This window comes from Streptomyces sp. NPDC016469, assembly GCF_040632905.1.
Lineage (GTDB): Bacteria > Actinomycetota > Actinomycetes > Streptomycetales > Streptomycetaceae > Streptomyces.
Map to the genome: position 1 here is coordinate 1 of NZ_JBEYCQ010000062.1, position 12,657 is coordinate 12,657.

At 73.2% G+C, this 12,657-nt stretch carries 6 protein-coding genes; 2 read left to right on the forward strand and 4 right to left on the reverse strand.

From position 1 onward, the window contains the following. Positions 1 to 45: 45 nt before the first annotated feature. Together ABZ565_RS34740 and ABZ565_RS34745 are read right to left on the reverse strand one after the other, a co-directional pair. Entirely contained in the window at positions 46 to 279 is a 234-nt protein-coding gene (locus ABZ565_RS34740; protein WP_361036162.1) for a phosphopantetheine-binding protein, read from the reverse strand. 35 nt (positions 280 to 314) lie between these two features. Beyond that, positions 315 to 1,334 (reverse strand): ketoacyl-ACP synthase III family protein, encoded by a 1,020-nt coding sequence (locus tag ABZ565_RS34745; protein WP_361036165.1) that lies wholly within the window; start codon positions 1,332 to 1,334, stop codon positions 315 to 317. Positions 1,335 to 1,439: 105 nt separating this feature from the next. Between ABZ565_RS34745 and ABZ565_RS34750 the strand changes: the two genes are divergently transcribed. Beyond that, positions 1,440 to 2,072: a TetR family transcriptional regulator gene (locus ABZ565_RS34750; RefSeq protein WP_361036168.1), complete on the forward strand. Its 633-nt coding sequence runs from the start codon at positions 1,440 to 1,442 to the stop codon at positions 2,070 to 2,072. A 92-nt stretch (positions 2,073 to 2,164) separates the two neighbouring features. Then, positions 2,165 to 3,370 (forward strand): cytochrome P450, encoded by a 1,206-nt coding sequence (locus ABZ565_RS34755; protein ID WP_361036171.1) that lies wholly within the window; start codon positions 2,165 to 2,167, stop codon positions 3,368 to 3,370. 153 nt (positions 3,371 to 3,523) lie between these two features. On the opposite strand, the gene ABZ565_RS34760 is transcribed toward ABZ565_RS34755, so the two are convergent. Further along, on the reverse strand, positions 3,524 to 5,128 hold the full coding sequence (locus ABZ565_RS34760) for a DHA2 family efflux MFS transporter permease subunit (protein ID WP_361036174.1): 1,605 nt from the start codon (positions 5,126 to 5,128) through the stop codon (positions 3,524 to 3,526). Positions 5,129 to 5,237: 109 nt separating this feature from the next. Continuing rightward, on the reverse strand, positions 5,238 to 12,560 hold the full coding sequence (locus ABZ565_RS34765) for a type I polyketide synthase (RefSeq protein WP_361036177.1): 7,323 nt from the start codon (positions 12,558 to 12,560) through the stop codon (positions 5,238 to 5,240). Between the last annotated feature and the right edge of the window lie 97 nt (positions 12,561 to 12,657).

The window sequence follows — 12,657 nt, forward strand, 5'->3', positions numbered from 1 at the left end:
GGGCCGGGGCAGTCTGCCCCGGCCCTTCACCATGCACCCCTCACGTCAGGAGAACTTGCCCGCCCACGCGGCCACGGTGGGATCGTCCGCGAGCTCCTTGAAGGAGACGGTCAGGCCGGCGCGCCGCCAGACGTTGACGAGCTGCATGATGTGCAGTGATTTGAGGCCGAGGGCGACGAGGTTGGCGTCGTCGGCGATGTCCCTGGCGTGGAAGCCGACGAGTTCGGCGACGGCCTGGCGGATCTCGTCGGCGCTGGGTGCGGTGGTGGTCCGGCTCATGATGGGCCCTTTCTTCTCTCTGGTCCTGTCCGGGACTACGGGATGTCGACGATCTCCAGAACGGCGCAGCCCACTTCCATGCCGACGGCGGCCGCGAGCAGCAGGACGTGGTCACCGGGGCGCAGTTCGCCGGAGGCCAGCAGGTGGTCGAGGCCGACGATCTGGTCGGTGCCGCCGGAGTGGCCGACGCGGCGGTTGAACTCCCAGGTCCCGCGTGACTCCTCGATGCCCAGCGGCTCGAGGAAGCCGTTCCGGATCTGGTCGAAGGCGACGGCGCTGTGCGCGACGCGCGTGATGTCGTCGAGGGTGCGGCCGGCGTCGGTGAGGGCGGCCGTGACGGCCTCGACGACGATGTCACCGAGGTGGAAGACCGGCGGGGCCACGCCCTGGATCCACTGGGCGCGGATGTGGTCGGTGCGGGCCTCCAGGTCGAGCGGGCGGCCCAGGGTGACGCTCGGCGGGAAGAGCGGGTCGCCGCCGCGGTGCAGAATCTCGGCCTCCGGGATGGAGATGGAGGCGACGGACAGCAGCTTGGCGAAGCCTTCCCGCCGGGAGAGCACGACGGCGGAGCCCGCGTCACCGAGTACGTAGTTCGAGCTGACCCGCCAGCGGTCCAGGCCCGGCGTGGAGAAGTTGTCGCCGGCGGTGATCAGAACGGCGCCGGCGGCCGGGTCGGCGGTCAGCATGGTGGCGGCGAACCGCAGCGAGGTGATCATGCCGAGGCAGCCCTGGCGCAGTTCCAGGGCCGGCACGGGCCGGTTCACCGTGCGGTGCAGGATGTAGTGGGGGGCCGACCAGATGTCGGGGCCCTGGTGGAAGACGGGCGTGTGGATGAGCGCCGCGATCTCCTCCGGCTCGTGCCCGGAGCGTTTGAGGGCCTCCTCGGCCGCGGCGATCGCCATGTCGGGGGCGGGCACGTCCCCGGCGACCGCGACCGAGACCATGCCGCTGGACGCCCGCAGGGTCTCGTCGTACCAGCCCTTTTCGATGGCCTCGTCGACGCTGACCCGGTCAGGTATCCAGCTGCCGATCCCGGCCAGGTACACGTTGTCCACTTTCATCCTGTGCGCCCGCTTTCAGAAGAGCCTGTGAGGGTACGGGGCACCTTCCCAGGCGGCCCTTGTGCGGCTCTTTCGTGGCGCTTGCAGCATGATGTGGGCGTGGGGCTGCGGGAGATGAAGAAACTCAAGGTCAGGCAGGCGATCCAGCGGGAGACGCTGCGCCTGTTCGAAGAGCGCGGGTACCAGGAGACGACGGTCGAGGAGATCGCCGCGGCGGCGGAGGTGTCCACGACGACCTTCTACCGCTACTACTCCTCCAAGGAGGACGTGATCCTGTCCGGGGTCCATGACCGGGGGCCGGATGCGGCGGCGTCCCCCGGCTCACACCCCCTCCACTTCGCGGACGGAGGTCTGCCCGAGGGCGGTTCCCTGCTGGCCGGGCTGCGGGTCATGCTGGCCGGTGTACGCGAGAGCGGGGCCTTCGACGAGGGCCGCGCGGAGCTGCTGGCCCGGTTGCGCATGATCAACCGGGTACCGGAGCTGCGGGCCCTCAACGCCCAGCGGACCCAGGAGGGGCTGCGGGAGCTGGCCGGGTTGCTGGCGGCCCGGAGCGGGGCGGATCCCGACGCGCCGGAGGGGTACCGGACGCGGGTGCTGGCGGCGGCGATCGGGGGCGCGGTGGCCGAGACCCTGCGCTTCTGGGTGGACCAGGACGGGGAACCGGACCTGGACGACCTCTTCGCCCGGACCCTGGACCTGTTGGCTCCCGCGCTGGAGCGGGCATCGCGCTGATGCGGCCCCCCGGCGGTTTAAGGCTGCTTTAGAAGCTGCTCCTAGCCTTCGGCGACGACGGGCGTAACGCCACACCACCGAGGAGCACGATCGTGACCCAAATCCAGGACCTGCCGCGTCTTCCCTTCGACCGTGACCCCGACGATGTCAACGGCATCGCGCCGAAGTTCCGCTCGCTACGCACCGAGTCGCCGGTGGTCCGCGTGACCACCTCGGCCGGCGACGAGGCCTGGCTCGTCACCCGCTACGGCGAGGTCAAGCAGCTCCTCAACGACTCCCGCCTCGGCCGCTCCCACCACGCCCCGGAGACGGCCTCCCGCGTGGCCAACGCCGCCGTGCTGACCGGCCCGCTGGGCAAGCCGGAGGAGGAGGTGCCCGCCCGTACGAAGCTGCGCCGGCTGCTGGCCCCTGCCTTCTCGGCGCGCCGGGTGCAGAAGCTCCAGGGCGGCGTCCAGCAGCTGATCGACCAGCTGCTGGACGACCTGGAGAAGGGCCCGAACTCCGGGGACTTCCACGAGGCGCTGTCCTTCCCGCTGCCCGTGCTGGTCATCTGCCAGCTCCTTGGCGTACCCGGCGGGGACCGCGAGGAGTTCCGCCGGATGTCGGCGGGTGCCACCAGCCTCAAGGACGTGGAGAAGGCCAAGGCGTCCTGGGGTGAGCTGCACGGCTACATGCGCAGCCTGATCGAGGTGAAGCGCAGGACCCCGGGCGAGGACGTGTTCTCGGACCTCGTCGCCGTACAGGAGAAGGAGGGCCTGGCGGACGACGAGATCGCGCGGATGGCCGCCGGTCTGCTGTTCGCCGGGCACGAGACCACGGTGACCCGGCTGGACCTCGGGACGCTGCTGCTGCTCACCCACCCCGAGGAGCGCAAGAAGCTGCAGGCGGACCCGAAGGGGCTCGTGCAGGGCGCGGTCGAGGAGATCCTGCGGATGGCGGCACCGTCCACGCAGGACGTGCTGCCCCGCTACACGCACGACGACATCGAGGTCGCCGGTACCACCATTCCCAAGGGTGACCTGGTGATGCTGGCGTTCACGGCCACCAACCGCGACCCGGACATCTTCTCCGACCCGAACGTCTTCGACATCACCCGGGACAGCACGCAGCACCTGGCCTTCGGTCACGGTCCGCGCTTCTGCCTCGGTTCGGGTCTGGCCCGGCTGGAGCTCCAGGCGCTGTTCTCGACGCTGTTCGTCCGGTTCCCGAACCTGCAACTGGCGGTGGACCCGGCGGAACTGCGGTTCCGTGACGACACCCTGACGGGTGGCCTGGCCTCGCTGCCGGTCACCTGGTAGTCCGTCCGCACATACGAAGAGGCGGCGCGTCCCCTGGGGGGGCGCGCCGCCTCTTCGTGTCCGGGCGTCCTGTGCCGGGACATCATCCGGCCCCCGCGGCGGGGGATGGCGCGGGGGCCGGACGTCAGGGGCTGATCTGCCGGAAGCGGCGGATCAGCGGGAGGGTTCGGGCTGTGGTGGGGCCACCCGGTCGGCTGCGGCGGCCTTCTGGGCCGACCGGTGGTTCCTGGCCGCCAGGCAGAGCAGTACGGAGCCGACGATGGCGCCGAGCGGCAGGATCAGGGTGCTGTGCATGGTGGTGACGAAGCCGTGGTCGTAGACGGCCTCGGCCGCGGCGGCGAGTTGCCGGGCGGCGGCCGTCGGCAGGCCCTCGGCGAGTGCCTTGACCGTGTCGGCGTCGGGGCTCGCGCCGGAGGAGAAGGCGTCGACGAAGCCTTCACGGCTCTGGGCGGGCAACGCGGAGGAGCGTGTGGCGGCCTCCTCGTGCAGGGTGGTGGCGAGCCGGCTCTGCAGGACGGCGCCGACGACGGAGGCGCCGAGGACCGAGCCGATCTGACGGATGGTGTTGTTGACGCCGGAGGCGGCGCCCGCCAGGCGCGGCGGTACGTTGCGCATGGCCTCGGTGGCCATCGGCGCGAGCAGGCAGCCGGTGCCCAGGCCCACCACGGCCATCGGCAGCGTGAAGGTGTACCAGTGGCTGTCCACCGCGGCGAAGGCGAGGACCAGCGAGATGCCGGTGCCGTACACCGCGAGGCCGAACAGCAGCACGTTCTTGCCGCCGATCTTGTCGGACATACGGCCCGCGAACGGGGCGGTCACCATCGACAGCAGCGGCGAGGGGGCGAGCGTCAGGCCCGCCTGCACGGCGGACATGCCGAGCACGGACTGCAGGTAGATGTTCACCGGCAGCACCAGACCGAGCAGGGCCATCGAGATGAGCGCGACGATCACGGTCATCACGGTGAAGTTCCGGTCCTTGAAGAGCGCGAACGGCACGAGCGGCTCGTCGTCCTGCTTGCGGCGCTGGTAGAGCACGAACACGCCGAGCAGGGCCACTCCGCCGGCGATCAGGGCCACGATGCCCGCGTTCCAGTCGTAGCGTTCGCCCTCCTGGAGGCCGAAGCTCAGACAGAACAGCGCGACGGTGACGATGAGGACGCCGACGATGTCGAACTTGTGGCTCCGGGCCGGGCGGATGTCGGGCACGAGCAGGAAGGTCAGCACGAGCACGGCGATGCCGACGGGCACGTTGATGAAGAAGATCCAGCGCCAGCCGACGGTGCTGACGATCAGCCCGCCGAGGGTCGGCCCGGAGATGGTGGCCACACCGGCGATGGAACCCCAGACGCCCATGGCCGCACCGCGCCGGTCCGCCGGGAACACCGCGATGATCATCACCATCGTCTGGGGCACCATCATGGCCGCGCCCAGGCCCTGCACCGCACGGGTGGCGATGAGCATGCCGGGGTCGACGGCGAGGCCGCAGGCGATGCTGGCCAGGGTGAACAGCACGACGCCCGAGGCGAACAGGGTACGAGGACCGCGGAGGTCACCGAGGCGGCCGAAGGTGATCAGGGTGACAGCGAGGACTAGCGCGTAGGCACTGACCACCCACAGGGCCTCGTCGAGGGAGGAACCGAGTCTCTCCATCATGTCGGGGATCGCGATGTTCACGATCGTCAGGTCCAGCAGTGTCATGAAGAACCCGAGACCGAGCGTCATCAAGACCGCCCACGGGTTCCCGCGCAACTTGCTCACGGATGCTCCTCGTCCTCCACCGAAGTGGCTCGCTTCCAAAAATCTGGGACAGTGGCCCGAAAATGTCAATGCCCCACTTAACAGGGCCCGTTGGGGCCAGGCCCATGGCTCACTGACTGAGTTCCTCGTCGAGCGCGGAAAACAGTTCGGCGTCGGAGATGTCCGCCAGCCCCTCGTCGGACGGCTCGACGGCGCTGTCGGCAGCCGCCTGCCACCTGCGCAGCAGCTCGCGCAGCCGTCCGCCGGCCCGTTCGTGGTCGTCGGTGCCGGCCTCGGCTGCCTCAAGGGCCGCCTCCAGCCGGTCCAGCTCCTCGGACAGCCCGCCGGCCCCGGAATCCTCCGGGACGAGCCGGCCCAGCAGTTCGGCGGTGAGGGCCTCGGCCGTCGGGTGGTCGAAGACGAGCGTGGCCGACAGACGCAGCCCGGTGGCAGTGGTGAGACGGTCACGCAGCTCGACCGAGGTGAGCGAGTCGAAGCCGAGTTCCTGAAGGCTGCGTACGGGGTCGACCCGCCGGCCGTCCGCGTGGCCGAGCACCCCGGCGATCTCGCCCCGGACCAGGTCCAGTACGGCGGCGGCACGCTCTTCGGCGCCGAGTGCGGCGAGCCGGTCCGCGAGCACGGGCGCCGCGGTGCCCGTGCTGCCGGCGGCCGCCGCGGCGCTGCGCCGGGCCGGGGTGCGGACGAGGCCGCGCAGCGGGGCGGGGAGTGTGCCCGCCCCGGCCCGGGCCCGCAGCGCGACGGAATCCAGCAGCACCGGAGCCAGGGCCGGCTGGGCGCGGGCGGCCAGGGCCGCGTCCAGCAGGGCCAGGCCCTGTTCGGCGGACATCGGGGCGAGGCCGGTGCGGGCCAGCCGGGCGCGGTCGGCGGCGCCGAGCTCTTCGGCCATGCCGGCGCCGTCGCCGCCCCACAGACCCCAGGCCAGGGACAGCGCGGGCAGTCCGGCCGCGCGGCGCTGATGGGCGAAGGCGTCCAGGAAGGCGTTGGCAGCGGCGTAATTGGCCTGCCCCGCGGTGCCGAGCAGCGCGGCGACCGAGGAGAACACGACGAAGGAGTCGAGGGCGGTCCCGCGGGTCAGCTCGTGCAGGTTCCACACGGCGTCGGCCTTGGGCCGCAGCACGGTGTCGAACCGCTCGGCGGTGAGCCCGGTCAGTATCCCGTCGTCCAGTACGCCGGCCGTGTGCACGACCGAGGTCAGCGGATGGTCCTGTGCCACCCGCCCCAGGAGCCCGGCGAGCGCGTCGCGGTCGGCGACGTCGCAGGCGACGAAGACGGCCTCGGCGCCCAGCTCCCGTAGCTGCGTGCCCAGTTCGGCCGCGCCGGGAGCGTCGGCACCCCGGCGGCTCGCGAGCAGCAGGTGCCGTACCCCGTACGTGGTCACCAGGTGCCGGGCGACCAGCCCGCCCAGGAACCCGCCGGCACCGGTGAGCAGGACGGTTCCGCCCTCCCGGAATGCCGGGGCCGGGGCCGGGTCGTCGGGCTCGGCCGGCACGAGCCGTGGAGCATGGACGGCCCCCGCGCGCAGCGCGAGCTGTGGCTCGCCGTGCTCCACGGCGAAGAGCGCCGCGGCGGCGACGGCGGCCACGGAGGCCGGATCGTCGTCCAGGTCCAGGACGACGAGGCGGCCGGGGTGTTCCGCCTGGGCGGAGCGCAGCAGGCCCAGCACGGCGGCGGCCACGGGATCGGGTGTGCCGGCGCCGACGGGCGCGCCGCCCCGGGTGAGCAGGACGAGGCTGCTGTCGGCGAGCGCTTCCTCGGCCAACCACTCCTGGAGGAGCCCCAGCAGTCCGCCGATGGCTTCACGGAGCCGCTCGGGCGGGGTCATGACCGCGGAGGCCGGTCCCCCGGACGGGACCACGGCCTGCGCGAGGGCGTCGGTGACGACGAAACGAGGCACGGAAGCCCCCGACCGGACGGCCTCGGTGAGCGCGGCCGGCCCGCCGTAGCACGTGGTCTCCGCGGGTACGGCGGTCACCTCGGACACGGGGCCGATCAGGGCCCAGCCCGCCGGGCCGGCCGGGCCGTCCTGCGGCAGCGGCAGGGGAATCCAGTCGGGGCGCAGGAGGCCGCCGTCCGCGCCCGGGCTGCCCTGGGCGGCGGTGAGGGCGCCTTCGGGGAGCGGGCGTACGGCGAGGGCGTCGACCGTGGCGACCGTCCGCCCCTGCGGGTCGGCGAGGTCCAGCCGGTACGTGCCCTCGGCACCCGTGGGGGCGACGCGGACGCGCAGGGCACCCGCCCCGGTGGCGTGCAGCCGGAGCCCGCTCCACAGGAAGGGGACGTGGATCCGGTCGGCCCCTGCGCCTTCCCCGTCGCCGCCCAGGCCGGGGCCGCCGAGCGCGAGGGTGCGCAGGGCCGAGTCGAGCAGGGCGGGGTGCAGGCCGAAGTCCCCTTCACCGGCGCCCGTTCCCTCGGGCAGCCGCACGTCCAGGTAGCGGACGTCGCCTTCCCGCCAGGCCGCGACCAGTCCCTCGAAAGCGGGGCCGTAACCGAGCCCGGCAGCCACGAGCCGGTCGGCAAGCGCGTCCACGTCCACCGGCTCGGCGCCGGCCGGGGGCCATGCCTCGGCCCAGGGCGCGGCGGGCGGGGCGGTGGACGCGGACGGTGCCAGGGTGCCGGTGGCGTGCCGGATCCAGTCACCGCCGTCGACGCCGGAGTGGACGGCGAAGGTGTGCCGGCCGCTGCCGTCGCCGGTGTCGGTGACCTGGACCTGCAGACGCGGTGCGGCGCGCTCCGGAAGCACCAGCGGCGCCTCCAGGTTCAGTTCCTCAACGGTGTCGCAGCCCACTTGGTCCCCGGCGTACACCGCGAGGTCCGCGAAGGCGGCGCCCGGCAGCAGGACCGAGCCCGCGACCACGTGATCGCCGAGCCACGGGAGGCCGGCCGACGCGATGCGGCCGGTCAGCACCACCCCCCGGCCGCCGGCGAGGGAGACGACCGCGCTCAGCAACGGGTGGCCGGCACCCTCCTGTCCCGCCGCGGCCACGTCCTGGGCAACGGCCGGGGCCTCCAGCCAGTAGCGGGTCCGCTGGAAGGCGTACGTCGGCAGTTCCACCGGGTGCGCGGCCGGCAGCAGCGACGGCCAGTCCACGGCGGCGCCCCGGGTGTGGAGCGTGCCCAGTGCCGTGAGGAGAGACAGCCCTTCCGGGTGTCCGGCGCGCAGGGCCGGCACCGCGTCGGCGCGGTCCAGGGCGCCGCGCACCATGGCCGTCAGCACCGGGTCGGGACCGAGTTCCAGATAGCTGGTGACGCCCTGCTCGTGCAGGGTGCGTACGCCGTCGTGGAAGCGGACGGCGGCCCGGATGTGCCGGGCCCAGTAGCCGGGGTCGGTCAGCTCACCGGGTCCGGCGATCCGGCCGGTGATGTTGGAGACGACGGGGATGGCCGGCTCCCGCAGGTCCAGAGTGCGGGTGACCTCCTCGAACTCGGCGAGGACGCCGTCCATGTGGGGCGAGTGGAAGGCGTGCGAGACGGTCAGCCGGCGGGTCTTGATCCCCAGCGAGCGGAAGTCCTCGGCGACCTCGTCGGCCGCGTCGGGGTCTCCGGAGACCACCACCGAGTCCGGCCCGTTGACGGCCGCCAGGCTGAGCCGGCCCGCGTGCCGCTCCAGGTGGGGTAGTACGTCGGCCTCCGCGGCCCGGATCGCGATCATCGCGCCGCCCGCCGGGGCCGCCTGCATGAGCCGGCCACGGGCGGCCACCAGAGTGCAGGCGTCGGCCAGGCTCAGCACACCCGCGGCATGCGCGGCGCTGATCTCGCCCACCGAGTGGCCGATGAGGAGCGCCGGGGCGAGGCCCGCGTGCTCGGCGAGCCTGAACAGCGAGGTCTCCAGGGCGAACAGCGCGGCCTGGGTGTGAACGGTCTGGTCCAGCAGGTCGGCTTCAGGGCTGTCCGGGACCGAGAAGACGATCTCCTTCAGCGGGCGTCCCAGCTCGGGGTCGAGGTGGGCGCAGACCGCGTCGAAGGCGGCGGCGAAGACCGGAAAGGTCTCGTACAGGTCGCGTCCCATGCCGGGCCGCTGACTGCCCTGGCCGGTGAACATCACGGCGGTCTTCGGTACGCCGGCTGCCGTCCCCCGCACCACGGCGGGCGTGTCGGCGCCCGCGGCGAGTGCGGCCAGCGCCTCCATGAGCTCTGCCCGGCCCGCGCCGGCGACCACCGCTCGGTGCTCGAAGCGGGCGCGCGTGGTGGCGAGCGCGAGGGCCACGTCCGCCACCGCCGGTCCTTCTGCGGCCACGTGGTCGCGCAGGCGGGACGCCTGGTCCCGCAACGCCTCCTCGGTACGGGCGGACAGCACCCACGGCACGGGAACGGGCCCGGCCGGCTCCTCGGCCTCCGTCGAGCCCTCGGGCAGGAGGCCCTGCGGCGCCTGCTCCAGGATCAGGTGCGCGTTGGTGCCGGAGATCCCGAAGGAGGAGACGGCCGCACGGCGCGGGCGGTCCAGCTCGGGCCACGTCCGCTGTTCGGTGAGCAGCTCCACCGTCCCGGAGGACCAGTCCACGTGCGGGGTCGGAGCATCCACGTGCAGGGTCTGGGGCAGGACCCCGTTGCGCAGTGCCATGACCATCTTGATGACTCCGGCGACACCGGAAGCGGCCTGCGCGTGCCCGATGTTGGACTTGAGCGAGCCCAGCCACAGCGGGAGTTCGGGGCTGTGCTCCTCCCCGTAGGTGGCCAGCAGCGCCTGCGCCTCGATCGGATCACCCAGCGTGGTGCCGGTCCCGTGCGCCTCCACGGCGTCCACGTCGGCGCCGCTCAGCCCGGCGTCCGCGAGCGCCTGGCGGATCACCCGCTGCTGGGCGGGACCGTTGGGGGCGGTCAGGCCGTTGCTGGCGCCGTCCTGGTTGACGGCACTGCCGCGGATCACGGCGAGTACCTGGTGCCCGTTGGCCTGTGCGTCGGAAAGCTTCTCCAGGAGCACCAGGCCGACGCCCTCGGCCCAGCCGGTCCCGTTGGACTGGGCGGCGAATGCCTTGCAGCGGCCGTCGGGCGACAGGGCACGCTGACGGCTGAACTCCAGATACGTGGTGGGCGTCGCCATGAGGGTCACACCGCCGGCCAGCGCCATCGTGCACTCGCCCGAGCGCAGCGCCCCGGCGGCCAGGTGCAGGGCGACCAGCGAGGACGAGCAGGCCGTGTCAACGGTGATGGCCGGGCCTTCGAACCCGAAGGTGTACGCGATGCGGCCGGAGGCGACACTGCCCATGCTGCCGTTGCCGAGGTAGCCCTCGTACCCGGGGGGCGCGGGCCTGAGCCGCGAGGCGTAGTCGTTGTACATGACGCCCGCGAAGACACCGGTCCGGCTGCCGCGTACGGCGGCCGGGTCGATCCCGGCCCGCTCGAAAGCCTCCCACGCGGTCTCCAGCAGCAGACGCTGCTGCGGGTCGGTGGCCAGGGCCTCACGCGGGCTGATGCCGAAGAACTCGGCGTCGAAGTCCTCGGCCCCGTGCAGGAATCCGCCTTGCGTGGAGTACGTACGGCCGACCGCGTCCGGGTCCGGGTCGTACAGCTCCTCCTCGTCCCAGCCCCGGGAGGCGGGGAAGGAGCCGACCGCGTCGGTCCCCTGCTCGACCAGGTGCCACAAGTCCTCCGGGGAGGTGACACCGCCCGGGTAGCGGCAGCTCATCGCGACCACGGCGATCGGCTCGTCCTCCGCCGCGGTGCCCGTGTCCCGCACCGGTTCGGCGACCGGGGTGCTCGCGCCGACGACCCGCTCCAGCAGGTAGCCGGTGACCGCGCGCGGCGTCGGGAAGTCGAAGACGAGGGTCGCCGGCAGGGTCAAGCCGGTCGCGGCCCCGAGCCGGTTGCGCAGCTCCACGGAGGCGAGCGAATCGAAGCCGAAGTCCTTGAATGGCCGCTGCTCATTCACCGAATCGGGCGAACCATGCCCCAGGACCGTCGCCACATTGGCCCGTACGACCGAGGCCACCGCCTCCGCCCGCCCGTCCTCGGGCAGCGCGGCGATCCGCTCGGCCCACGCCCCGGGCTGCCCGGTGCCCGCGGCGGCGGCCGTGCGCCGGGCGGGGACCCGGACCAGCGAACGGAGCAGCGCCGGGAGCCGGCCCGCGGCCGCCTCACCACGCAGCGCGTTCAGGTCGAGGCGTGCCGGAACGGTCGCGGAACGCCCGGTCGCCAGGGACGCGTCGAACAGCGCGAACCCTTCCTCGGTACCGAGCGCGGCGATGCCCCCGCGGGTCATCCGGGACAGGTCGGTGTCACTGAGGTGACCGGTCAGTCCGGAAGCCTGACCCCACAGGCCCCAGGCCAGGGAGGTGGCCGGCAGCCCCAGTGCGTGGCGGTGGGCGGCGAGGCCGTCGAGCAGGCCGTTGGCGGCGGTGTAGTTGCCCTGGCCCGGATTGCCGAGAGTGGCGGTGACGGAGGAGAAGAGGACGAAGGCGGCGAGGTCGGTGCCGCGGGTGAGTTCGTGCAGGTGCCAGGCGGCGTCGGCCTTGGGGCGCAGGACGGTGTCGAGGCGTTCGGGGGTGAGTGCGGTGATCGTGCCGTCGTCGAGGGTGCCCGCGGTGTGGATGACGGCGGTGAGGGGGTGGGCGGTGGGGACGGCGTCAAGGAGTGCCGCGAGCGCGTCCCGGTCGGCGACGTCGCAGGCCGCGAAGGTGGCCTCCACGCCCATCTCCCGCAGCTGCGAACCCAGTTCGGCCGCGCCGGGCGCGTCGGCTCCCCGGCGGCTGGCCAGCAGCAGGTGACGTACCCCGTAGGCGGTCACCAGGTGCCGGGCGAAGAGCCCGCCGAGCGTCCCGGAGGCCCCGGTGACCAGTACGGTCCCGGCCGGGTCGAGGGCCGGAACCGCGGCCGGGCTGTCAGCGGCGCGGATCAGCCGGGGCGCGAGGACGGCCCGGCCACGCACCGCGAGCTGAGGCTCGGAGGGCGCACCCGACACAGCGCGCACCAGGGCGTCCAGGTCGTCACTGCCGCCCGGGTCCAGATCGAGGAGGGCGAAGCGGCCCGGCTCCTCCGCCTGCGCGGTACGCAACAGACCCCACACGGCAGCGCCCGCGAGGTCCCGCACGTCCTCGCCCTCCCGCGCGGCAAGCGCGCCCCGGGTGGCGACGACCAGCCGGGTGCCGGCGAGTCCCTCGTCGGCCAGCCACTTCTGGACCGTCTCCAGAGCCCGGCCGACAACGGCCCGGACGCGCTCGGGCAGCGAGGACCCGCCATCGGCGGAAGCCCCGGGGACGAGGAGCACCACGGACTCCGGTGCGGCAGTCCCCTGCTGTACGGCTGCCAGCAGGGCGGCGGCATCGGCGTGGAGCCCGGCACCCAGTGCCTCGGCGAGTGCGCGGTCCGTGGGGGTACCGCCGAGCACGGCCGTCGTCGCGGAAGCGTCCGCGCCCGGGTCCGGGAGAACCGCCTCGGCCCACTCCACGACGTAGGGAACGGCACGGGCAGCTGCCGCCGGCGCCAGTCCGCCTGCCGGCACCGCTCGGAGTGCGAGGGAGGTGATGGTGGCGACGGGTTGTCCGGTGGTGTCGGTGATGTGGAGGGTGATGCTGTCGGTGTGGGTGGGGGTGATGTGG

What these genes read in the sequence shown, in the direction of transcription:
- ABZ565_RS34740 (WP_361036162.1), bottom strand. Translation starts at nt 279, where the DNA reads ATGAGCCGGACCACCACCGCACCCAGCGCCGACGAGATCCGCCAGGCC.